Below are 23,606 nucleotides of genomic sequence, written 5' to 3' on the forward strand. Positions count from 1 at the left end.
ATGCCGGAGTGAGAAACGTGAGCAAAACGAGGATGGAAAAATTAAAAACGCTGAAAACGATTGCGGAAACCTTAAATCAAGGGCACGATATCAAAGCAACACTGGATGAGGTTTTAAAAGAGTTGCTGAGTCTGACAAACCTTCAATCCGGATGGATTTTTCTGATCGAAGAAGATGGGTCTTATACGTTAGCGGCCGACGCTTATCTGCCCCCGGCTTTAAGCCGCAAGGAAAAAGTGCTGATGTGCGAAGGGGAGTGTTACTGTCTGACGAAATTCAATAACGGAGGGCTTAGAAAGGCTGCAAATATCATGAACTGCAAACGCATCGAATCAGCAGAAAACCTGCATTGTTTTGACACAGAAGGGATTACGCATCATGCAACTGTGCCTTTAGAAGACGGGGACAGAAGATTCGGATTGTTAAATGTAGCGGCGGCCGGAAAAACCATGTTTGATGAGGAAGAGCTGCATTTACTCGAGTCTGTCGCCTTTCAGATCGGAACGGCAATCCAGCGTATGAGGCTTTCTGAATATCAACAAAAAAATGCTCTTTTAATGGAGCGTAACCGCCTCGCTCAGGAGCTTCACGATTCAGTCAATCAAATGCTGTTTTCCGTCAGTTTAACTGCCAAAGCTGCGAAGACACTAACAAAAGATGAGAATTTACAGCAGATGATTGATTTCATCCAAAACCTATCACAGGACGCGCTCGCAGAAATGAAAGCGTTAATTTGGCAGCTTCGCCCCGGAGGATTGGAAAAAGGGCTGGCTGAAGCCATTAAAAGCTATGGTGCGCTCATTGGATTGAAGATCATTTTTACACAAAAAGGCTGTCCTGTTCTGACTGATGAGCAGGAGCATATGCTATGGCGTGTCGTACAGGAAGCTTTAAATAACTGCAAAAAGCATGCCGGAACGGATACGGCGTATGTTAGTCTGACTGCTTCTTTGTGCCATGCGGAGCTGGATATCATCGATCATGGGGCGGGATTTCGCTATGAAGCGCATGCCGGTCTGCCTTCACTTGGCATAAAAGGTATGAAAGAACGAGCGGAAAAAGCCGGCGCTAAGTTTTGGATTGAGTCAGCGCTTGGAACTGGAACAAAGCTGTCCATCAGGCTTCCGCTAAAAAGCCGAAAAGGAGGGGCGGTATGAAAATTGTCATTGCTGATGATCATCATGTTGTCAGAAAGGGTCTGCGTTTTTTCTTTGCCACCCAGGATGATATTGAAGTCGTCGGAGAAGCTGCAACTGGATTAGAAGCTCTCCGTGTTATCGAAGAGACAAAGCCGGATCTTGTGCTAATGGATCTGTCTATGCCCGAGATGGACGGCATTCAAGCCATTAAAAAAGCAATACAGCAATTTCCGGAGACGAATATCATTGTGCTGACGAGCTACTCTGATCAGGAGCACGTCATCCCCGCGCTTCAGGCAGGCGCGAAGGCGTATCAATTAAAGGATACGGAGCCCGAGGAATTGGTGAAAACACTAAGACAAGTGCATGGTGGCGAATACAAGCTTTCTACAGCTATTATGCCCCATGTGCTGACACATATGAAAAATCAGCACGACCCGGAAAAAGAAAAATACTATCAATTAACTAGAAGGGAAAAAGACGTTCTGACTGAAATAGCGAACGGGAAAAGCAATAAAGAAATCGCAGCAGCCTTGTTTATTTCAGAAAAAACAGTAAAAACCCATGTATCGAATCTTTTAGCAAAACTTGAAGTGGCCGACCGCACGCAAGCAGCGCTTTTCGCAGTGAAATATAATCTGAATGGAGAGATCTCGAAATGAACATGTTAGTCATAAATGGCACGCCTAGAAAACATGGCAGAACAAGAATTGCAGCATCCTATATTGCAGCTCTGTATCACACGGATTTGATTGATCTAAGCGAGTTTGTATTGCCCGTTTTTAACGGTGAAGCGGAACAATCTGAACTGTTGAAAGTACAGGAGCTTAAGCAACGCGTTACGAAAGCGGATGCGATTGTATTATTATCGCCTGAATATCACAGCGGCATGAGCGGCGCTTTAAAAAATGCCTTGGATTTTCTAAGCAGCGAACAATTCAAATATAAGCCCGTTGCATTATTGGCAGTAGCGGGAGGCGGAAAAGGCGGCATCAATGCGCTGAACAATATGAGAACTGTGATGCGGGGTGTCTACGCCAATGTCATTCCGAAGCAGCTGGTGCTTGATCCGGTGCATATTGATGTTGAAAATGCTACAGTGGCTGAAAACATTAAGGAAAGCATAAAAGAGCTTGTCGAAGAACTCAGCATGTTCGCAAAAGCAGGAAATCCCGGCGTCTAAACGCCGGGATTTGTTTATGTGAGAAGGGCTATTTGATCTTCATAAGTCAGCTCTGTGGCATGATCAATATAACGGAGAAGGGAATACAGCATCTTTTCTAAAACGGCGTAATCCTGTTCAAAATGATACGCATGCAGAAAATGCTCAATTCGTTTTGACAACAAATCGTCCTCTGTACGCACCATTAAAATTAATAAATTATCCCATTGAGAACGATGGGTGTAATAAAGCGCTTTATCGTAATCGGCATAATCCATGAATCGCTTCTCCTTTCTTGGGTGAGAAGTTCATGATTAGTTTATGCCGCATCCTCTGTAATTGACGGGGCAAAACTTGGCGTCTGCGGCAGTAAAGGGGTAGCAATATGAGGGAGACATAAAATCAAAATGCCTGAATGAAGATATCGCTTTTGGTAAACCTATGAGGGAACATATTCTGGGTACAGGAGACTGAAAAAATGAAATCTCTGCCGTATACCATCGCGCTTCTTTTTTGCGGATTGATTATCGTGTCAATGGCTGCAAAAGGTCATTCAACGGACACAAACGAGTCCGTTCAAAAGTGGGAACAGCTTGCCTGGAGCAAAATTCAGGATGAATATAAGGGCGCTTCATTTTCTGATTATGCTTATATGGGGCGTACAGAGGTGAATGATCAGCAGACTAAAGATGTCTTTCGGGTGACAGTCAGACAGAAAGATGACACTTTTTCTGTTCGGGCCGAAGTCTATTTTCATCCGGTGACAAATCATATGATCAGCATCAACGTCTTTAGGCTCTAATAAAAAACTGTACAGCCGTTAAGGCCGCACAGTTTCTGTTTTTAGAAATATCGTTTTGCACCGAGATAGCGCTGTTTCCAGTAAGAGTTGTTCATATTGGAAATGACAACTCCGGAATCGTTGGCATTTATGAATTCCCCGTTGCCTAGGTAAATTCCGACGTGGGAAGGGCCGGCTTTATATGTTGAAAAGAAAACGAAATCTCCGACAGCAGGCTGGCTAACTGATTTCATTGTGTTCCAATATCCCGCTGCCGTTAATCTAGATACGGATGTGACTTTGTTCAGTACATAGTAAATGAATCCGCTGCAGTCAAACCCGGACGGTGTCGTGCCTCCCCAGCGATACGGAACCCCAAGCTGCGCTTTAGCGGCCGAAATCATTGTGTTAATCTTCGCACTCGTTGAGCTGGTGTTGTTTGAAGAACCGGATGAAGACGATGATGAAGCTTTTCCGGAAATGACCAGCTTTTGGCCAACCTGCAAGACATCCGTTTTTAAATTGTTTTTCTCACGAATCTGCTGAGCTGTTACTTTAAATTTTTGAGCAATCACCCACAAGGAATCACCGCTTTTCACTGTGTATGTAGTCGTCGTGCCGGAGCTTGCATTTGACGAAGAAGACGACGATGATGAAGAGCCTGAAGATGCTTTACCTGTCAGCTTCAATACTTGTCCAACGTACAGCACATCTGATTTCAGATTGTTGATATTTCGGATATGCTGTACAGTCAGGTTATAGTTGTTTGCGATTTTCCAAAGTGAATCACCGCTTTTAACGGTATATTTAGTTGTTGCTGAAGTTTGGTTCGATTTGGATGAAGTGTCTTTAGAAGACGTATCAGAGCCGCTTGATTTTGTTTTCAACACCTGATTCACGTAAATGGTGTCTGATTTTAAGTTGTTCAAGACCTTCAATTCAGCGATGGACATATTGACTTTGTTTGCAATTTTCCAAAGTGAATCTCCAAGCTGCACCTTATATGTTCCCGTAGAAGATGAAGAACTTGAACTCTTATTAGAACTGCTTTTTGAACTGGAGCTTGAACTCTTATTAGAGTTGCTTTTTTTACTGGAACTAGGGCTTGAAGAAACAGTACCGGACACCTTTAATTTCTGCCCAGCACGAATTAAATCGCTGCTTAGTCCGTTTAATTTTTTCAGTTCTTGCACGGTCATTTTAAACTCATTTGCGATCAGCCAAAGTGAATCTCCGCTTTTCACTGTGTAAACAGAACTTCCGCTCTTCTTGGTTGTTGAGCTTGAAGTAGATGAAGAAGTGCTGGATTTGCTGCCTGGAATAGTAAGCGTCTGGCCGATCGACAGAACAGTAGTCGAAAGATGATTGGCGGATGTGAGGGCCGCCACACTTGTGTTATAGGTTTGGGCCAGTTTCCATAAAGAATCTCCGCTTTTGACCTTAATCGTTGCTGCTTCAGCTGGTGTCACTACTAAAGTTGTGCCGACAATCGCAGATGCTGTCAGCCCTGCTGCTAATTTCTTTTTCATCTTAGCTCTCCTTTTTCCCCCAATGATTTTGCATTTGCTGTTTCTTTTTTATATCGGCACATTTGTCTCATCGTTTTGCCTTTTTATAAAAATAGCCAAATTATCTTAACAATAAGGGGGAAAAAGGGCATAAAAAAAGAAGGAATCTTAGTCTATTCCTTCATTTTTAAAAGCTTCATGATATCTTCTTTGTTTTTGACGAGGTCGCGCAGTGTGTATTTGTCTAAAACTGCGAGGTAGGCTAAAAGCGCTTCATTCAGCACATGTTTTAAGCCGCAAACCGGGGAAATAACGCAGAGATTCTTGTTCGCATCAAAACATTCAACAATATTAAAATCGTCCTCCGTTTTTCTGACAACCTCACCGATGTTGATGTCTTCAGGTTCCATGCCTAATCGTATGCCGCCGCCCCGTCCGCGTATCGTTTCTACGTAGCCGAGCTGGCCGAGCCTGTATATGACTTTCATGAGATGATTTTTTGAAATAGAATACGTTTCGGCAATCTGTTTTATATTTGAAAGTTCTCCGGGACGCTCTGCAGCCAGAAAAATCAACACTCTTAATGAATAATCTGTATAATTGGTTAACTTCATAATAAGACCTCAGAATAAGACATTTTCTATATCTTATCATAATCGATTGAAAAATGAAAAAAAAGGAATTAAAAAAACATGCACCCAGCTGGGTGCATGTTTTTTGCTTACATGTCATTCGGCGGATTTTGGTTTTTACGGTTTTTTTCGATTTCTGTGTTTTGCATTTTGCGTTCAAATGTAGACAGATAACGTGATGCAAAATCCTTACCGCCAAGGCCGAAGGATAAACCGAAAGCGAGTGCGAAGCCGCTAAGTACGATGATGAACGCGGAATTGACGATTGTCGCAGCGACACCAAGCTGATCCAGGGCCATAAAGAAAGCAAGTGCGATAATCGTATATTTAGCAATAGGCGCTAAAGACTTGAATTCCTGGCCTTTTATCATGCTTGAGAGCACTTTTCTCACCAATTCTCCTGCGTAAAGGCCGAGTCCGAGAATGAATACGGCGACAAGGACATTCGGCAGATACGCGATGATGCCAGTGGCAATTTCTACGAGGAAGTGCAGCCGAACAATTTGAAGCGCCTCAGCTGTAAAGAGCAGAATGACAATGATTTGCGCAATCATACCGACAACTTGAGACAAGGACAGCTTTGCAGGCGTTCCGGCTTCCATGCCCATTTTCCCTAAGACAGAATCAAAGCCTGCGCGATGGAGCAGTCCGGACACCATGGATTTCACCCATTTTCCTGCCCAGATACCCGCTAAAACAAGCACGATGGCAATTATGATGTTCGGAAGCATGTTTAAAATCGTATTCAGCATAGAGACAGCTGGTTTTGAAATGCCGGCGACATCCAGCTGATCAAGCGCTGAAATGACCACCGGAATCATAATGAGCACATAAGCGATTGTTCCGATGACTGCTGAAAGGCTTGTGTCTTTTAAGTAAATTGATAAACCCATACGTGCCGCGAATCTTTCCGTGCCGATGCTTGCAAGGAAATTCGTAATGATATCACGGACAAGGCGGGCAACAAGCCAGCCGATTAATACGATAAGCGCCGCTGCAAATAATTTCGGCAGAAAAGCGAGCACGCTTTCCATCATATTTGTAAAAGGACCTGAAATGCCGCTGATTTTCAAAGAAGATAAGACCCCTGGCAGAAAAACAAGCAGCACGAGATAAAAGACAATTTGTGAAGCGGTATTGACAGCCTGGTGAATATCTTTTCCTTCAGACACCAAATTCCACTTGCGCAGTTTGTCACTCGTGTTCAGCTTCATCCCGATTTTTTTGACAAGGAAGCTCAAAATAGAGGCTGCAGCCCATCCTAACAGCAGAATGAGTCCGGCTTTCAGCACGCTTGGGATCGCAGCTGCAATCGCCGAAAGCATACTGACAAACGGCGATGCCACTGTTGTCAGGTGCAAAATGTTAAAGAATAAAATAAAGACGATGATCAGTGCGATAAAATAAACGACCTTGCTTATGACTTTTTCCGAGGAATAGCGTGAAGGCTTTTTCCCAGCAAAGAGCTTGTCGTCGATTTTTGTTTTGCTGAGTCCTTTGTATACCGCTTTTTCAATGATTTTAGCAATAGCCCAGCCGATTAATAAGACGAGTAAAGCAATGATTACGTTTGGCAGCTTACTGAGATAAGAAGAAAACACGTCTGCTACATTCAATTGGTATCGCTCCTTTTTCGTAGTATGGTGTGTGTTTACCCACTTATCCAATAAGCAAACAGATGAATGTGCCGGGGGAATTTTTTCTTGCCCGAGTGAGACTATCATCTTTTGTCTGGCGGGCTCATACATTATAGATAAGTCCAAGTAGGGGGGATTCGGTTGAACGCGGAGGAGAAGAAGGGATTACAGCGGGCAATTGAGGAAATTACCGAAATTGCAAAAGGATTCGGCCTTGATTTCTACCCGATGAGATATGAAATCTGCCCGGCTGAAATTATTTATACATTTGGCGCGTACGGGATGCCGACAAGATTCAGCCACTGGAGCTTCGGCAAGCAGTTTCACAAGATGAAGCTGCACTATGATCTAGGGTTAAGTAAGATCTATGAGCTGGTCATTAACTCAGATCCATGCTATGCTTTTTTGCTGGACAGCAACTCACTGATCCAAAATAAATTGATTGTCGCACACGTTCTTGCTCATTGCGATTTCTTCAAAAACAACTGCCGTTTCCAAAACACGAAGCGCGATATGGTGGAAAGCATGGCGGCAACAGCTGAACGGATAAAACACTATGAACAGGTTCACGGGATAAAAGAAGTCGAATCTTTTTTAGATGCAATCCTTTCGATTCAGGAGCATATCGATCCGTCGTTGGTCCGACCAAAGCTCCAATGGAGTGTGGATGATGAGGAAGAGGAGATTGAAGAGGCAGCCACGCCTTACGATGATCTATGGTCTTTGGATGAAAAGAAACCGAAAAAACAAGTGAAAAAATCGAAAAAACCATTCCCGCCGCGGCCTGAAAAAGATATCCTGCTTTTTATCGAGGAGCATTCCCGGGAGCTGGAGCCATGGCAGCGTGATATATTAACGATGATGAGAGAGGAAATGCTTTATTTCTGGCCTCAGCTGGAAACCAAGATTATGAATGAGGGCTGGGCTTCCTATTGGCACCAGCGAATTATACGTGAGCTTGATTTAACCTCTGATGAAGCGATCGAGTTCGCCAAGCTGAATGCAGGTGTCGTTCAGCCGTCCAAAACAGGCATTAATCCTTATTATTTAGGGCTAAAAATATTTGAAGACATTGAGGAGAGGTACAACAACCCGACGGAGGAAATGAAGAAAATGGGCGTGCAGCCTGACTCCGGCCGGGAGAAAATGTTTGAGGTCAGGGAGATTGAATCCGATATCTCTTTCATCCGCAATTATTTAACCAAAGAATTAGTCATGCGCGAGGATCTTTATTTGTTTCAAAAACAGGGCCGAGATTATAAAATCATCGATAAACAGTGGAAGTCGGTGCGCGACCAGCTCGTAAGCATGCGGGTAAATGGCGGTTTTCCATATTTGACAGTAAACGACGGCGATTATATGAAAAATAACGAGCTCTATATTAAGCATTGGTATGAAGGAATAGAGTTAGATTTGAAATATTTGGAGAAAGTGCTCCCTTATTTATTCCAGCTTTGGGGAAGAAGCGTGCACATTGAGTCTGTGCTTGAGGATAAGGAAGTCATGTTTTCCTACGACGGAAAAGGTGTTCACCGCAGATATTTATAAAAAAGAGGATGCAGCGTTCTGCATCCTTTTTATTTTCCAGTTTTTAAAATCTTAAATATGAAGTTTGCCTGGTCCGTATTGTTAATCAATCCGCGGAATTTTTCTTTTCCGGGGCCGTACGCGTATACCGGTACTTCTTCGCCGGTATGATCGGTACTCGTCCATCCGCTGTTGGAGCGAGTATTAAAAATCTTGATGATGGCTTTGTAGGCCCCTTTGCTTTTGTCAGCCTGTGCAGCTGCTTCAACGCTTTTGATTTCTTCAGATGTGAATTTCAGATTGGCATAGCGGGCGAGCACATCTTTAACCGGCTTGCCTTCACTGATTTTTTTGGCCATGAATTCAGGTGTTTTCTTAGCGGAGAGAATCGGTTCTGCGTGCCAATTCTTTTCCCCGTTTGCGCCAATGGTAAAGCCGCCGGTTGTATGGTCAGCAGTTGCAATCACAAGTGTATGTTTGTCTTTTTTCGCAAATTCAATCGCGGCTTTATAGGCCTGTTCAAAATCTTTAACCTCGCTCATAGCTCCTACTGTATCATTGTCATGGGCCGCCCAGTCAATCTGGCTCCCTTCGACCATCAAGAAAAATCCTTTTTTATTTTGGTTCAGGCGATCAATTGCTGAAACAGTCATTTCTTTGAGAGACGGTGTTTTGCTGTCACGGTCGAGCGCCTTAGCAAGCCCTCCATCTGCGAAAAGCCCGAGCACCTGCTGATCTTTATTTTTCTTCAATGCTTGTTTCGTTGTTACATAGCTGTAGCCGGCTTGTTTGAATTCCTTTGTCAAGTTTCTGTCCTTGCGGTTAAAATAAGATTTTCCGCCGCCGAGCAGCACGTCTATTTTATGTTTGCCTTTTATTTTGTCATCCATATAGCTGTTGGCGATTTGGTCCATGTTTTTCCGTGATTCATTGTGGGCACCATATGCGGCTGGAGTGGCGTGGTTAATTTCAGACGTGGCGACAAGCCCTGTTGACTTGCCTTGCTGTTTGGCCTCTTCAAGTACTGATTTCACTTTTTTCCCGTTTTTATCGACACCGATTGCATTGTTATATGTCTTAACGCCTGTCGCTAATGCTGTTCCGGCTGCTGCTGAATCTGTAATATTATAGTCAGGGTCATCCGGATGCGTCATCATCATGCCTGTCAGGTTCCGGTCAAATTCTGTTAACTTCGGGTTATTCGGTGTGTCACCGTTATTTTTCATGGAACGGTAGGCTCTTATGTAAGGCGTCCCCATGCCGTCGCCTATCATCACAATGACATTTCTGATCTCAGCTTTGTCTTGTTTTTTGGCGCTGGCCTTTTCTGTTTGCTGCAGCTCAACTCCGGCAAAGATTCCAGCTGTAAGGACAGAAACAGCGGCGATTGGCAGAAATTTTGATTTCATATTTTGAAACAAATTCATTTTCTCATGCCTCCTTTAATGTATTCCGTTTATCATGTTAGGGAAATTTTGTTAAATGCGGCTGTTGATCATGTAAACAATAAGTAAAGCCTTGTAAGGAAATGAAAAAACGCTTTTCGTTATCTTGCCTTATTTGATGTAAAGCATTCATTTTTCAGAAAAATCTTTACCTCTCTGTCTTTGCATGATATGTTTGTTTAAATAAAAAAACTGCGGATAACCGCAGCTCTCCTCGAATATTCTTTACCACTCATTTTTCCGGTATGTGAGCCGACCCCGAAAGTTTTTCATTTATTTCCTTTATGTTGAAAAACATCCCATAAAACATGACAAAAGCACTCGTTTTTTGTCACCTTTGCAACGAAAATGAAATATTTAATACCCTTAAAAACTTTTTTTTAGAACGAATAATTAAGAAATTTGTCACATGAAGTCAAGACTATTTCTGATGGGAATCTATCCTTATAATAGAAATCAATAAGATTAATTTAAAAAAAGAGATACATATATAGAGAGTTAACATTTGGGGAGGAAAATATGAAAAAGCAAATCATTACAGCTACGACAGCAGTTGTTTTAGGATCGACGTTATTTGCAGGAGCGGCATCTGCACAAAGCATTAAGGTGAAAAAAGGCGACACGTTATGGGATCTTTCAAGAAAATACGACACAACGATCAGTAAAATTAAATCAGAGAACCACCTTCGTTCAGACATTATTTATGTGGGACAAACTTTATCGATTAACGGCAAATCTACAAGTTCAAAAAGCAGCAGTTCTTCTTCCTCTTCTTCTACATACAAAGTAAAGAGCGGGGACAGCCTTTGGAAAATTTCAAAAAAATACGGCATGACAATCAATGAACTGAAGAAGCTGAATGGCTTAAAATCAGATTTGCTTCGTGTTGGACAAGTCCTGAAACTGAAAGGTTCAACTAGTTCAAGCAGCTCCAGCTCATCAAAAGTGTCATCGTCTTCAACTTCTACTTATAAAGTGAAGAGCGGAGACAGCCTTTCTAAAATTGCGAGCAAATACGGCACTACGGTTAGCAAATTAAAAAGCTTAAACGGCTTAAAATCAGATGTAATCTATGTCAACCAAGTATTGAAGGTGAAAGGAACAAGCACAAGCAGCTCAAAACCTGCTTCATCTTCATCGTCTTCAAGCAGCAAAACGTCATCTACATCACTTAATGTGAGCAAGCTGGTTTCTGATGCAAAAGCGTTAGTCGGAACGCCATATAAATGGGGCGGAACGACAACTTCCGGCTTTGACTGCAGCGGATTCATTTGGTACGTACTGAATAAACAAACAAGTGTGGGCAGAACAAGCACTGCAGGATACTGGAGTTCTATGAAGAGCATTGCCAGCCCGTCTGTTGGTGATTTCGTCTTCTTCACAACATATAAATCCGGCCCTTCTCACATGGGGATTTACATTGGAAACAACAATTTCATTCATGCAGGATCTGACGGCGTACAAATCAGCAGCCTGAACAACAGCTACTGGAAGCCTCGTTACCTCGGTGCGAAAAGATTCTAATTTTTAGAGAAAACCCGTTCATTGGAACGGGTTTTTTTCATTAGACGGAGCACAGGCGTTTTGGTTGCTCCTAAAAATGAAAATGTGATAAAAAATCCAAGAATTTTTTTTCTTTCTTATTTTCATAAAGGGCAATCGCGTAAGCGCCGGCATAGGGCAGCTGTACAGACTGATAAGGAATTCTGATCATCTGTTTCTCTGCTAATTCACGCTTTACTGTAGATAAAGGCAGAAATGAAACTCCGAGTCCTTCCTTGATAAACCGTTTCGTTATATGTGTTTGAGTGACCTTCATTGTTCTCACAAATGGAAAAGTCATTCTGACTTGACGGAGCAAGTCGTCCCAGTAATCAGGATGATTGTGGGTCAAAAGCAGGTATTGTTCGAGCACCTCTTTGGCATCAATTTCGTTGTCTTCTATGAAACGCTTATCGGGCGGGGCAACAAGGACGACAGGGTCTTTGTATAAGCAGTGGCAGCTTAAAGAAGAAGACTGTACCTTTAAACAGCTTAGTCCGATATCTGCTTCCCCGGCTTTAATCAGTGACGCGATTTCCGCTGATTCGAAAATCGTAACCGCCATTTCTGTTTCCGTATTCATTGCTGTGTACCGCTTCATGACAGAAGGAAGCACAGTATCTGCAATAAGCGGAGAAACCGCGAGCTGTAAGGTTTGAGAGTAGCCTTGTCTCACTCTGTGAAGCTCTGCCATGCTGTTTTCATAATCATCAAGAAGCCTGAGCGCATACGGCAAATACGCCCTGCCTTCATCAGTCAGCTGGATTTGCCTGCCTTTACGCTCGAACAGCTTGCAGCTGATTTCTTTTTCTAATTGCTTGATATGTACGGTCACAGTAGGCTGAGATAAGAAAAGCGTTTCCGCCGTTTTTCGGAAGTTCTCATATTTTGCAGCGGTCACAAAGGTGTGAAGCCATTTGAAATCCATTTCTATTCTCCCTCTGATTAATATTTTTAATTAATTCCCTTTAAAATATTCATTATTTTTTAAATATTATATTTACTATAATAACAGAAAAGGATAGGGGGAATACAAATGGTACATTACGGATTAAAGGGAATTACATGTGTGGAAACATCCATCAGCCATATTGATGGTGAAAAAGGGCGTCTGATTTACAGAGGACATCATGCAAAAGACATCGCACTGAATCACAGCTTTGAAGAAGCGGCTTATTTGATTTTATTTGGAAAACTGCCTTCAACTGAAGAATTGCAGGTATTTAAAGATAAGCTGGCTGCGGAACGGAATCTTCCGGAACATATTGAGCGCTTGATTCAATCACTGCCAAACAACATGGACGATATGTCGGTGCTGAGAACGGTTGTTTCAGCATTGGGGGAGAATACGTACACATTCCATCCGAAAACAGAGGAAGCAATCCGGCTGATTGCAATCACGCCTTCCATCATTGCATACAGAAAAAGATGGACGCGCGGTGAACAAGCAATTGCACCTTCTTCCCAGTACGGACATGTCGAAAACTACTATTATATGCTCACAGGTGAACAGCCTTCAGAGGCAAAAAAGAAAGCGCTTGAAACCTATATGATTCTGGCCATGGAGCACGGTATGAACGCATCCACTTTTTCGGCACGAGTCACGTTATCAACAGAGAGTGATTTAGTGTCAGCCGTCACGTCTGCTCTCGGCACGATGAAAGGCCCGCTGCACGGAGGCGCTCCTTCTGCGGTGACAAAAATGCTTGAAGACATTGGAGAGAAAGAACATGCTGAAGCATATCTGAAAGAAAAACTCGAAAAAGGAGAGCGCTTGATGGGATTCGGCCACAGGGTGTACAAAACAAAAGACCCGCGGGCAGAAGCTTTAAGACAGAAAGCAGAAGAGGTGGCCGGCAATGACCGTGATCTTGATCTTGCGCTGCATGTAGAAGCAGAAGCGATTCGTTTGCTTGAAATCTACAAACCGGGACGAAAGCTGTACACAAATGTTGAATTTTACGCGGCTGCAGTGATGAAGGCCATCGATTTTGACGATGAATTGTTTACTCCGACCTTTTCAGCAAGCCGAATGGTAGGGTGGTGCGCCCATGTACTGGAACAGGCAGAAAACAACATGATTTTCCGCCCGTCAGCGCAATATACCGGTGCCATTCCCGAGGAAGTTCTTTCATAACATATTTTGGCGTTTATTCATTTCTGTCGTGTGGTAACGTTCAGTATCAACCACATGTCTAGGAGTGATGAATGTGAACCCAATGGACAGACAAACAGAAGGACAAGAACCGCAGCATCAGGACAGACAGCCGGGCATTGAGTCAAAAATGAATCCGCTGCCGCTGTCAGAGGACGAGGATTATCGAGGAAGCGGAAAACTGAAAGGAAAAGTCGCGATCATTACTGGAGGCGACAGCGGAATAGGGAGAGCAGCAGCTATTGCCTTTGCTAAAGAGGGGGCTGATATCTCCATTCTATACTTAGACGAGCATTCGGACGCAGAGGAAACACGCAAACGGATCGAAAAGGAGAATGTCCGCTGCCTGCTTATCCCGGGAGATGTCGGGGACGAGAACCATTGTGAACAAGCTGTGCAGCAAACAGTGGACCATTTTGGTAAACTCGATATCTTAGTGAACAACGCCGCTGAACAGCATCCCCAGGACAGCATTCTCAATATTTCAACAGAACAGCTGGAAAAAACCTATCGCACAAATATTTTTTCCATGTTTCATATGACAAAGAAAGCTTTGCCTCACCTGCAAGAGGGGAGTGCCATTATTAATACGACATCGATTACCGCTTATGAAGGGGATACGGCGTTAATTGATTATTCCAGCACAAAGGGTGCGATTGTTTCCTTTACGCGTTCCATGGCGAAGTCGCTCGCAGATAAAGGCATCAGAGTGAATGCGGTGGCGCCCGGTCCGATTTGGACACCGCTTATTCCGGCGACATTCCCTGAGGAAAAAGTGAAACAGCACGGCTTGGATACCCCAATGGGAAGACCGGGACAGCCGGTTGAGCATGCAGGCGCCTATGTTCTGCTGGCGTCTGACGAATCTTCCTATATGACAGGGCAGACCATTCATGTGAATGGCGGCCGTTTTATTTCAACGTGATCAACGAAAAACCAGCTCCAGAGCTGGTTTTTTTGTGTGATGAAAAATTTCAAAATAAAAAATTTGTCGATTTTTCTAACAATTTTGTTTTCATTTTTGCAATTTTATATATAATATTGAGTAGGAGAAAGGAATGATTCGCGACCAGTACAAATATAGTAGAAAAAAAGAAAAATGACCATTGTTGCTCATGAATTCAGAAAATTCAAATAAAATATATAAAAATAGATGATCGGGAGTTGAAGGGGAATGAAAGGGAGCGTTTTTAGGAAGAAAAGCATTCAGGATTTAATCGCTGCGACGAGCGGGGAAAAGTCTTTAAAAAGAGAATTAGGGGCATTTGATTTAACGTTGCTTGGAATCGGCGCCATTATTGGCACAGGGATTTTTGTTCTGACGGGAACAGGCGCAGTCACGGCCGGTCCCGGACTGACGATTTCATTTGTTGTGGCGGCGCTGGCTTGTTTATTCGCCGCCCTGTCTTACGCGGAATTTGCGTCAAGTGTGCCTGTTTCAGGTTCGGTGTATACATTCACTTATGCGACATTGGGAGAGCTTATGGCCTTTATTATCGGGTGGGATTTAATTTTAGAATACATGCTGGCGGTAAGTGCAGTGTCGGTCGGCTGGTCTGGTTATTTCCAATCGTTTTTATCAGGGCTCGGCATTCATCTTCCGGTTGCTTTAACAGCGGCACCGGGCGCAGTGAAAGGCACCTTTACCCTGTTTAATCTTCCTGCATTCGTCATTGTAATGGCGATCACATATTTGCTTTATTTAGGCATCAAAGAATCAAAAAGAGTCAACAATATCATGGTTATCTTGAAGATACTGGTTGTTCTGCTGTTTATCGCGGTGGCAGCCGTTTACGTGAAGCCGCACAACTGGCAGCCGTTTATGCCAATGGGCTTTGGCGGCGTATTCAGTGCAGCGGCGCTCGTATTCTTTGCTTTTATCGGATTTGACGCTGTATCCTCTGCTGCGGAAGAAACGAAAAATCCCGCGAAGGATCTGCCTAAAGGCATTATTTTCTCTTTACTGGTCTGCACGATTTTATATGTCACCGTATCAGCCATCATGACTGGGGTTATCCCGTTTGCTCAATTTGCGGGTGTGGATCATCCGGTTTCTCTTGTTCTTCAAAGCGCAGGGCAAAATTGGGTGGCAGGCATCATTGATATTGGCGCCGTGTTGGGAATGACAACAGTTATGCTCGTGATGCTTTACGGGCAGACCCGCGTCATGTTTGCCATGTCGCGTGACGGACTTGTGCCGGGTTCACTTTCTAAAGTGCATCCAAAGCACAAAACACCTTATGTAGCCACTTGGTTTTTCGGAACGATGTCGGCGCTTCTCGGCTCACTTGTTCCACTGGATGAACTTGCAAAGCTGGTGAACATCGGGACGTTGTCGGCATTTGTCCTGATTTCTGTGGCAGTTATCGTTTTGAGAAAGAAACAGCCTGATCTTCCGAGAGCTTTTAAATGCCCGGGAGTTCCCGTGATCCCAGGCCTGGCGATTCTGTTCTGCCTGTTCTTGATTTTAAATCTGGGATGGGTGACGATTGTCCGCTTCCTAGTGTGGCTGTTAATCGGCTTGGTAATCTATTTCCTGTATTCAAGAAAGCATTCAAAATTAAATCAATAACCTTTTGATAAAGAGAGCGGCCATACAGGCCGCCTCTTTTCTGTTCTTGGCAAATGAATCTATAGAAATGAAGACAAAAATAAGAGATAATATAGGCTGGAAAGGAAGTGACGTTTATTGTCTGAGCAAAAACCAGTCCAATGGGCTTCGAAAATTGGTTTCGTCATGGCAGCGGCCGGCTCGGCTATCGGCTTGGGCGCGATTTGGAAATTCCCTTACGTAGCGGGGACCAATGGGGGTGGAGCCTTTTTTCTTATCTTCGTGTTATTTACCATCCTCTTAGGCTATCCGCTTTTGGTGGGGGAATTTATTTTTGGAAGACGGAACCAGACGAATGCCATTGATGCATATAAAAAAGAAGCGCCGCGATCAGCTTGGTTTCTTACGGGGTGGATCGGCGTAGCCGCGTGTTTCTTAGTGCTGTCGTTTTACAGTGTAATTGGGGGATGGATTTTGCTGTATATCGTAAAAACGGCGTCAGGCTCACTGTCCGGGCTTTCTCAAGCACAGTATGGCGCTCTTTTTGCTTCTATTATCCAAAATCCGGTGCAGACGCTCGCGGCTCAGCTTGTCTTTATGGTACTTACTGTCATCGTTGTCGCAAGAGGGGTTCAAAAAGGGATTGAACGGGTAAGCGCGGTGATGATGCCGATTTTGTTTTTATTGTTTATTCTGCTCGTTCTTCGGTCTCTTACGCTTAATGGTGCAATGGAAGGCGTAAAGTTTCTGCTTGTGCCTCATTTCCGCGATCTGACTCCGGAATCCATATTATTCGCGCTGGGACAGGCCTTCTTTACGTTAACACTGGGGGTTTCGGTGATGGTGACCTACAGCTCCTATTTGCCGAAAACACAAAATATCCCTCGTTCGGCAGCCTCCATTGTCTTGATGAATATCATTGTGACACTCTTGGCAGGTTTGGCTATTTTCCCGGCGGTTTTCTCATTCGGTTTTCAGCCAAATGAAGGACCGACACTGCTGTTTACAGTGCTTCCGGCCGTTTTTGAACAGCTTCCGTTCGGCACGTTGTTTTTTATCGGTTTTCTCGTTGCATTTTTATTTGCAGCCTTAACCTCAGCATTTTCGATGGTTGAAATTATCGTTGCCACAATCGGAAAAGGGGACGAAAAGAAGAGAAAAAAACTGTCATGGACGAGCGGGCTTTTGATCTTTTTGGTCGGAATCCCATGCTGCTTGTCTTATGGCGTTTTGAGTGATGTGCACCTATTTGGCAAAACGTTTTTTGATATTGCCGATTTTACCGTCAGCAATGTTTTGATGCCTTCAGGCGCTTTGTTAATTTCTCTATTTATCCCGCTGAAAATTTCGAAAAGCGAACTCTTGGCTGAAATGCGAAATGGATCAAATGCAGGTAAAGCATTCTTTTACACATGGTTTTATTTGCTTCGTTTTATCGTGCCGCTTGCCATTATTATCGTGTTCTTAAATTTAATCGGAATTTTATCATTTTAAAAAACAGGCTCCGTTTCCGGGGCCTGTTTTTTATTTAATAAGATGATATCAACGGTGCCCATGCCGTTTTCAGTTTTTGGATGCCGAGCCTGATGTCCTCTTCTGACAAACCGCCATAACCGATTAAGACAGAAGCAAAAGGCGTCTGTTCTTTATATGAGGGAGACACGGGATAGATGGTTACACCGTGGTCTGCGGCTGCTTGTATTACTTCTTCCTCACTTGCTGGAAACAAAAGGCGCAGCAGAATGTGAAGCCCCGAGTTCTTACCGAGAATCTCAACGGTGTTTCCCAGTTCAGAGCGAATGGCTTCTAACAGGATAGCGTGTTTTTTTCGGTATAAGCTTCTCATTCTATTTATGTGTTTCTGCCACTCTCCGGTTTCGATGAAGTCTGCCAGTGCCAATTGCGAGTGAACAGAGACGGTCTGCTTCATTAACTGAGCACTGTTTTTGATCGGTTCCATGAGTTCAGGGGGCACAATCATGAAGCTGAGCCGCAAGGAAGGCAGAAGTGACTTTGAAAAAGTGCCCAGATATATGACTCTGCCATTCGGATCAAGACCCTGTAAAGACGGAATGGGATGGCCGCTGTAGCGAAATTCTCCATCGTAATCATCTTCTATAATGAATGAATTTGTTTCTGCCGCCCATGCCAGCAGCTCCTGTCTGCGGGTAATCGTCATAATGGTCCCAATCGGAAACTGATGCGAAGGAGTCGTATACATGAGATAAGGATTCTGACGGTAGAGCTCATCCGGCAGGACGCCTTCTGCATCAGAACAAATCGGAGTGACATCCATGTGATTTGCTTCAAACATCCTTCTTGAACGGTGAAAGCCCGGTTCTTCAAAGCCGATTTTTGTACCTGGCTTTAGCGAAAGGCAAAGAATTTGCAGAAGCACGGTGGTTCCTGCGCCGATGATAATCTGGCCGGGTTCACAATTTACTCCCCGAGACAGCCTGACGAATCGGGCAATCATGTGCCTGAGTTCGTATTCTCCTTGAGGATCGCCAGAGGTGTGAAACGATCCGGAATAGCGATCAAGACTTTTTACTATGCTTTTTCTCCATGCGTTAAAGGGAAAGAGGGTCGGATCAACGCTGCCCTGATGGAAGTCAATAGCAGGTGCGTTTTTTTGATGTAATCCCGGCTGTACAGACTGCTGAAAATGGTCAGGAGCTGTCGGGAATCCTGGTTCTACTTCCGCCGCGAACCAGCCGATTTTCGGCTTGCTTTTGACATAGCCCTCAGCAGTTAATTGCTCATAAGCTCGTTCTATAGTTGCCGTGCTGACATCGAGCAAGCTGGAGAGCCTGCGTTTTGACGGAAGTCTTGTTCCCTTTGTGATTCGCGCATGTGAAATTTCTTGTTTAAAAAAGATATAAAGCTGTTCATACAGCGGTGTTTTGCTCTTTTTATCAAGAAACGGCGTAATATCCATCTCATGTCTCCTTTGTAGCTGGCATGGTCATTTTTTCTGATATTGGCTATTTGGCAAATGCCATTTATTAGCTATGATCATTGTAACGAAAGGAAAGGGGATTGAGAAGATGATCCATATGAAACAATTAACCTCGAAAGAAGAATGGGCTGAGTCGTATCCGATTATGAGTGAATTGAGAACAGAACTGGATATAGAGACGTATTTACAAAGGCTTGAAGCCTGTGTGCAGAAAGAATCGTATATGCTGTTTGCCTTATATGAAAATACAGCAATCAGAGCGCTGTGCGGGGCTCTGCCGAGAGTTTCCATTCATAAAGGAGAGCACTTGTGGATTGCGGATCTAGTTACAACGGCACCTAGCCGATCAAAGGGATACGGCAAAATGCTTTTGAATTATGCCTCAGACTGGGCGAGAAAAGCCGGACTCGGTTTTGTCAGTCTTTCATCTGGCCTTCAGCGTAAAGACGCACATCGATTTTATACAGATAAAATGGGTTTTACTATAGAAAGTTATTTGTTCCGAAAACCGGTATAACGAAAAAAGACGCCTGAAAAGGCGTCTTTTTTAAAAGCCAAACTGTAAATTCGTATCTACAGATACAATGGTATACACACAAATAATCACAAAGAGATTAAGGATGACGCCGAGCAGGCCTGGACCTGTGCGCCCTCTCTTGATGAAGAGTTCAACAACGCCGAACGGAACGGCAGCCATGGCGAACGGAAGCATTTGATAGGAATAAAACGTGACGTTGCTGATAATGGCCAAATTCAGCAACAGCAGGGACAGAACCGCTGTCCCGACAGAGATCCAGCCGAATACATTGTGTTCTTTAAAAATTCTTACCAATTCCATAATTCCACCTCGCCGACATTCGCTGATTTTACAGATTTATTTTTCAGCATGCGCTGGATTTCCTTGGTTGGCCCTGTAACGACCGAACCGTATACATTGACACCGTTTTTCTCTACATAATCTAATCGGTTATCTACATTCAGGTCTTTCCGTTTTGAAATGACCTGAGCCCATTTTTCGTGTTTGGACATGAATTTCAGGGCGTTGATAAACTGATCGCCATTCGACTTGCCTTTTGTATTAAGGGCGGCCAAGAACTTTGAATCCTTTCCAGGATAGCCAAGAGGTTCTGTGGAAGCTGTCTTATTTGTGTTTTTCTCTGTTTCGATTGCGTTCCACAAAAAGCTCACATCATAGCCTTTGAATTTGTTATACACGTCTTTTGTCGGATATGCACGGTCATATGAAAGGTAGACCTCTGATACCGTTCCTTCAGGCAATGTGCTTAACGTTTTTTCTGCTTTTGCGGTCGTTTGTTCAGACTTGTTTGAAGGATGTGTAAAGTAATGGCCGGTTTTATTCACTTCTAAGTCATAGTAGTTTACTGCCGGCGCTTTTACTTTGTTATAAAACATTTCAACCCGTTCATTCCCTACGGCAGCCGTCTTCGTGCCAATCTGCTTTTGCAGCGGGAATTCCGTATTCATTCCAAATAGCTTCACTTGGCTTTTCAGTCCGGAAGTATCAACAAGAACATTCGGCATGGTCAGGGCTACAGTGACTGCGGCAGTTTCCATAAACTCATTGCCGGTGCTGTGTTTCCCACCCATTCCGTAATAGAGGTAGCTTCCCAGCGTACAAAGCGGCAAAATCATCAATGTCGAAATGACGGCAAGCACAGAAATTCGCAAATAAGACTTGCGTTTGCCGTAGGCTAAAATCGCTTTTTGTTTTTCAGGACTGATGCTGAGATCCCAATCGTTATCGTCCTCTAGTTCGCTGTCAATCAGTTCCTGATATACTTCGAGCTTCTCAAGTTCTTCCTCAAATGCAGTCATTTCCTGGTCGCTCATTTCCCCATTTTTATATTGATCAAAACGCTTTTTAAATTCTTCATTCATCATTAACACCTCTATTATAAAGTGCTTTCAGCCGCTGTCTGGCACGAAATAAAACACTTTTAAAATTCGCCTCTGAAATATTCATAATATGGGATGCTTCTTTGTAGTTTAACTCTTTTAAATAATATAGCGTTAAGGCCTCCCGATAATTATCGGGGAGCTCGGACATATAACCAGTCAGCACTTCCTTTATCTCTACCTGATGGGCAGGACTTTGAACAGCATTTTGAAAGAGGCTTCCGATTAAGTCATCAGAAATGGTTACTTCTTTCTTATGCTTTCTGACGTAATCAATGAAGGCGTTTCGCGCCACTTGAAAAAGCCAGGGCTTTACTTTGCTGTGATCATAGGAGTGAATGTGTATGTATGCCCGCATAAAGGTTTCCTGCAGCAAGTCTTCAGCAAGATGCTTGTCTTTTGTCATGGAGAGCAGGAACCTGTAAACATCATTCATGTACATTTGGTAAATTTCATCGATCGTCACTGCCTTTTCTCCCCTCTATGTTATACACGCATAAGAAAGGTTTAAAGTTGCACATTACATGCAAACGGCTTTTTTATACCTAATCAAACACCATTACTATATAGTACCCAAAAATGGCCGCAAAAGATAGTGCGGAGAAATGTTTAACATTTTTTCCAGAGGGGAAAAGATAGTGAAAAAGTGAAGGAGTGGCACAATGGAATATACCAGTATAGCAGATACAGGAATAGAAGCCTCCAGAATCGGCCTCGGCACATGGGCCATTGGCGGAACGATGTGGGGAGGCACTGACGAAAAAACATCGATTGAAACAATCCGCGCCGCTCTTGATCAGGGGATTACACTGATTGACACCGCGCCGGCTTACGGCTTCGGGCAGTCCGAGGAAATCGTCGGAAAGGCAATCAAAGAGTACGGCAAAAGAGACCAGGTGATTCTCGCAACGAAAACGGCTCTGGACTGGAAGAACAACCAGCTGTTCCGCCATGCGAACAGAGCGAGAATTGTAGAGGAAGTTGAGAATTCTTTGAAGCGGCTTCAAACAGACTATATTGATCTTTATCAGGTGCATTGGCCCGATCCGCTTGTGCCAATTGAAGAAACGGCTGAAGTCATGAAGGAATTATATGATGCGGGAAAAATCCGGGCGATTGGCGTCAGCAATTTTTCAATTGAGCAAATGGATACATTTCGCGCCGTCGCACCTCTCCATACGATTCAGCCTCCATATAATCTGTTTGAAAGAGAGATGGAAGAGAGTGTCCTTCCTTATGCGAAAGATAACAAGATAACAACATTATTATACGGCAGTTTATGCAGAGGGCTGTTAACAGGCAAAATGACTGAAGAATATACATTTGAGGGCGATGATCTGCGTAATCACGATCCAAAATTCCAGAAGCCCCGCTTTAAAGAGTATCTTTCTGCTGTCAATCAATTGGATAAGCTGGCGAAGACACGTTATGGAAAATCAGTTATTCACTTGGCTGTCAGATGGATCTTAGATCAGCCGGGAGCGGATATCGCTCTTTGGGGAGCAAGAAAGCCTGGGCAGCTTGAGGCCCTATCTGAGATTACAGGCTGGACGCTGAACAGTGAAGATCAGAAAGATATCAATACTATATTGGAAAATACGATATCAGACCCTGTCGGACCGGAGTTTATGGCACCACCGACCAGAGAGGAAATATAACAAAAGCTGAGGGCGAATCCTCAGCTTTCAGCGTGTCGACAAACCCTCGCATTCGTTGTCAGGCCTGCGCGTCGGTGCTCACGAATGATGAAGGGACAGCGGCTAAATGCTTAGGCGTCCTGCTCAAACACCGCTGTCATCACATCCTGTGAAAGTCTGCTCCATGCTAGCCTTTCCTAGACTCAAGGATTTTCAATCACGCTGAATAGATGACAAAAACATAAAATGAAAACCATTTTATGATTTTATCAACAATCTAAAAGCTGAGGATGAATTCTCAGCTTTTTGGCGTTTAAACGGGAGAAATCTTAAAAATTAGTACCAGGTAATAAAAAATGTTGTTATAATAGATGACAGAAAGAATCATTGATTACGACAAAGGAAGTGCGATATGTATAAGTTTTGTGCAAATGCTTTAAAAGTTATTCTTTCTCTTCGCGGAGGAGTGAAGGTGTATAACAAAGAAAACCTTCCGGCCGATTCAGGTTTTGTCATCGCGTGTACACATTCCGGCTGGGTTGATGTGATTACACTCGGAGTCGGGATTCTTCCTTATCAAATACACTACATGGCGAAAAAAGAGCTTTTTCAAAATAAATGGATCGGTTCGTTTCTGAAGAAAATTCATGCCTTTCCGGTAGATCGGGAAAATCCCGGGCCAAGCAGTATTAAAACGCCGATTAAGCTGCTGAAAGAAGGAGAGATCGTCGGTATCTTCCCAAGCGGAACAAGAACCTCTGAGGATGTGCCTTTGAAAAGAGGTGCGGTGACGATTGCGCAAATGGGGAAAGCGCCGCTTGTCCCCGCTGCATATCAGGGCCCTTCAAGCGGAAAAGAATTATTCAAAAAAGGAAAAATGAAGCTGATTATCGGTGAGCCTCTTCACCAGGCTGATTTTGCCCACCTGCCTTCAAAGGAAAGACTTGCAGCAATGACAGAGGCTTTGAATCAGCGGATTAAAGAACTAGAGAATAAACTTGATCAGCTATAAGG

Annotated in this window: 23 protein-coding genes; 13 read left to right on the forward strand and 10 right to left on the reverse strand. The window is 43.7% G+C overall.

Translation table 11 applies throughout. From position 1 onward, the window contains the following. The first annotated feature begins 17 nt into the window (after positions 1-17). From yhcY to yhdA, 3 genes are read left to right on the forward strand one after another with little or no spacing between them, the layout of a single operon-like run. A complete protein-coding gene (gene yhcY / locus ACFVP7_RS05155; RefSeq protein ID WP_003245750.1) occupies positions 18-1,157 on the forward strand; it encodes a two-component system sensor histidine kinase YhcY in 1,140 nt (379 codons plus the stop codon). Next, positions 1,154-1,801, forward strand: a complete 648-nt coding sequence (yhcZ, locus tag ACFVP7_RS05160; protein ID WP_046380879.1) for a two-component system response regulator YhcZ — start codon at positions 1,154-1,156, stop codon at positions 1,799-1,801. Before yhcY ends, yhcZ begins: the two co-directional genes overlap by 4 nt. Beyond that, a complete protein-coding gene (yhdA, locus tag ACFVP7_RS05165) occupies positions 1,798-2,322 on the forward strand; it encodes an FMN-dependent NADPH-azoreductase (RefSeq protein ID WP_003244703.1) in 525 nt (174 codons plus the stop codon). Before yhcZ ends, yhdA begins: the two co-directional genes overlap by 4 nt. A 14-nt stretch (positions 2,323-2,336) precedes the next feature. Here yhdA and ACFVP7_RS05170 read toward each other — a convergent pair whose 3' ends face one another. Next, the gene (locus tag ACFVP7_RS05170) at positions 2,337-2,579 is read right to left on the reverse strand and encodes a YhdB family protein (protein WP_003233373.1); all 243 of its coding nucleotides are present in this window, start codon (positions 2,577-2,579) and stop codon (positions 2,337-2,339) included. A gap of 200 nt (positions 2,580-2,779) precedes the next feature. Between ACFVP7_RS05170 and ACFVP7_RS05175 the strand changes: the two genes are divergently transcribed. Beyond that, positions 2,780-3,103, forward strand: coding sequence for a YqzG/YhdC family protein (locus ACFVP7_RS05175; protein WP_014476269.1), 324 nt, complete (start codon positions 2,780-2,782; stop codon positions 3,101-3,103). Positions 3,104-3,144: 41 nt separating this feature from the next. Here ACFVP7_RS05175 and lytF read toward each other — a convergent pair whose 3' ends face one another. The 3 genes from lytF to ACFVP7_RS05190 form a co-directional block, all read right to left on the reverse strand. After that, complete coding sequence (gene lytF, locus ACFVP7_RS05180; protein WP_338732963.1) at positions 3,145-4,611, reverse strand: peptidoglycan endopeptidase LytF; 1,467 nt, start codon at positions 4,609-4,611, stop codon at positions 3,145-3,147. A gap of 152 nt (positions 4,612-4,763) precedes the next feature. Further along, positions 4,764-5,204 (reverse strand): nitric oxide-sensing transcriptional repressor NsrR, encoded by a 441-nt coding sequence (gene nsrR / locus ACFVP7_RS05185; protein ID WP_014479293.1) that lies wholly within the window; start codon positions 5,202-5,204, stop codon positions 4,764-4,766. Between the two features lie 107 nt (positions 5,205-5,311). After that, positions 5,312-6,970, reverse strand: coding sequence for a mechanosensitive ion channel (locus ACFVP7_RS05190; protein ID WP_338732965.1), 1,659 nt, complete (start codon positions 6,968-6,970; stop codon positions 5,312-5,314). Positions 6,971-7,000: 30 nt separating this feature from the next. Between ACFVP7_RS05190 and spoVR the strand changes: the two genes are divergently transcribed. Next, positions 7,001-8,407, forward strand: a complete 1,407-nt coding sequence (gene spoVR, locus ACFVP7_RS05195) for a stage V sporulation protein SpoVR (protein WP_014479295.1) — start codon at positions 7,001-7,003, stop codon at positions 8,405-8,407. Positions 8,408-8,436: 29 nt separating this feature from the next. On the opposite strand, the gene phoA is transcribed toward spoVR, so the two are convergent. Beyond that, complete coding sequence (phoA, locus tag ACFVP7_RS05200; RefSeq protein WP_338732969.1) at positions 8,437-9,813, reverse strand: alkaline phosphatase PhoA; 1,377 nt, start codon at positions 9,811-9,813, stop codon at positions 8,437-8,439. Positions 9,814-10,350: 537 nt separating this feature from the next. Between phoA and lytE the strand changes: the two genes are divergently transcribed. Then, complete coding sequence (gene lytE, locus ACFVP7_RS05205) at positions 10,351-11,355, forward strand: peptidoglycan endopeptidase LytE (protein WP_072175834.1); 1,005 nt, start codon at positions 10,351-10,353, stop codon at positions 11,353-11,355. 70 nt (positions 11,356-11,425) lie between these two features. On the opposite strand, the gene citR is transcribed toward lytE, so the two are convergent. After that, positions 11,426-12,301, reverse strand: a complete 876-nt coding sequence (gene citR, locus ACFVP7_RS05210; RefSeq protein ID WP_003233357.1) for a transcriptional regulator CitR — start codon at positions 12,299-12,301, stop codon at positions 11,426-11,428. A 108-nt stretch (positions 12,302-12,409) separates the two neighbouring features. On the opposite strand from citR, the gene citA reads away from it, so the two are divergent. The 4 genes from citA to ACFVP7_RS05230 all read left to right on the forward strand — a co-directional run bounded on the left by citA (position 12,410) and on the right by ACFVP7_RS05230 (position 17,573). Continuing rightward, a complete protein-coding gene (gene citA, locus ACFVP7_RS05215) occupies positions 12,410-13,510 on the forward strand; it encodes a citrate synthase CitA (RefSeq protein WP_181216924.1) in 1,101 nt (366 codons plus the stop codon). A 73-nt stretch (positions 13,511-13,583) separates the two neighbouring features. Continuing rightward, entirely contained in the window at positions 13,584-14,453 is an 870-nt protein-coding gene (locus ACFVP7_RS05220) for an SDR family oxidoreductase (RefSeq protein WP_029726337.1), read from the forward strand. 249 nt (positions 14,454-14,702) lie between these two features. After that, positions 14,703-16,100, forward strand: coding sequence for a branched-chain amino acid transporter BcaP (bcaP, locus tag ACFVP7_RS05225; protein WP_003245791.1), 1,398 nt, complete (start codon positions 14,703-14,705; stop codon positions 16,098-16,100). A gap of 117 nt (positions 16,101-16,217) precedes the next feature. Next, entirely contained in the window at positions 16,218-17,573 is a 1,356-nt protein-coding gene (locus ACFVP7_RS05230) for a sodium-dependent transporter (protein ID WP_338732976.1), read from the forward strand. Between the two features lie 34 nt (positions 17,574-17,607). Here the strand turns inward: ACFVP7_RS05230 and ACFVP7_RS05235 are convergent, their stop codons facing one another. Then, positions 17,608-19,017 carry a PLP-dependent aminotransferase family protein gene (locus ACFVP7_RS05235; RefSeq protein WP_338732978.1) on the reverse strand — a complete coding sequence of 470 codons (1,410 nt, stop codon included), beginning with the start codon at positions 19,015-19,017 and terminating at the stop codon, positions 17,608-17,610. A gap of 109 nt (positions 19,018-19,126) precedes the next feature. On the opposite strand from ACFVP7_RS05235, the gene ACFVP7_RS05240 reads away from it, so the two are divergent. Continuing rightward, the gene (locus ACFVP7_RS05240) at positions 19,127-19,555 is read left to right on the forward strand and encodes a GNAT family N-acetyltransferase (protein ID WP_153255846.1); all 429 of its coding nucleotides are present in this window, start codon (positions 19,127-19,129) and stop codon (positions 19,553-19,555) included. Positions 19,556-19,585: 30 nt separating this feature from the next. On the opposite strand, the gene ACFVP7_RS05245 is transcribed toward ACFVP7_RS05240, so the two are convergent. Genes ACFVP7_RS05245 through sigM form a run of 3 tightly spaced genes read right to left on the reverse strand, consistent with a single transcriptional unit; the run spans position 19,586 to position 21,421 of the window. After that, positions 19,586-19,876 carry an anti-sigma-M factor gene (locus ACFVP7_RS05245; RefSeq protein WP_003233341.1) on the reverse strand — a complete coding sequence of 97 codons (291 nt, stop codon included), beginning with the start codon at positions 19,874-19,876 and terminating at the stop codon, positions 19,586-19,588. Beyond that, positions 19,864-20,940, reverse strand: a complete 1,077-nt coding sequence (locus ACFVP7_RS05250) for an anti-sigma factor (RefSeq protein ID WP_010886459.1) — start codon at positions 20,938-20,940, stop codon at positions 19,864-19,866. The genes ACFVP7_RS05245 and ACFVP7_RS05250 overlap by 13 nt, the downstream gene beginning before the upstream one ends. After that, positions 20,930-21,421 carry an RNA polymerase sigma factor SigM gene (gene sigM / locus ACFVP7_RS05255; RefSeq protein WP_003224177.1) on the reverse strand — a complete coding sequence of 164 codons (492 nt, stop codon included), beginning with the start codon at positions 21,419-21,421 and terminating at the stop codon, positions 20,930-20,932. Before sigM ends, ACFVP7_RS05250 begins: the two co-directional genes overlap by 11 nt. A gap of 196 nt (positions 21,422-21,617) precedes the next feature. On the opposite strand from sigM, the gene akrN reads away from it, so the two are divergent. Beyond that, positions 21,618-22,613, forward strand: a complete 996-nt coding sequence (akrN, locus tag ACFVP7_RS05260; RefSeq protein WP_003245422.1) for an aldo/keto reductase AkrN — start codon at positions 21,618-21,620, stop codon at positions 22,611-22,613. A 391-nt stretch (positions 22,614-23,004) separates the two neighbouring features. Then, the gene (locus ACFVP7_RS05265; RefSeq protein WP_003233335.1) at positions 23,005-23,604 is read left to right on the forward strand and encodes a 1-acylglycerol-3-phosphate O-acyltransferase; all 600 of its coding nucleotides are present in this window, start codon (positions 23,005-23,007) and stop codon (positions 23,602-23,604) included. Positions 23,605-23,606: the final 2 nt, after the last annotated feature.

The organism is Bacillus sp. SG20033, assembly GCF_044570195.1.
GTDB classification, from domain to species: Bacteria; Bacillota; Bacilli; order Bacillales; family Bacillaceae; genus Bacillus; species Bacillus subtilis.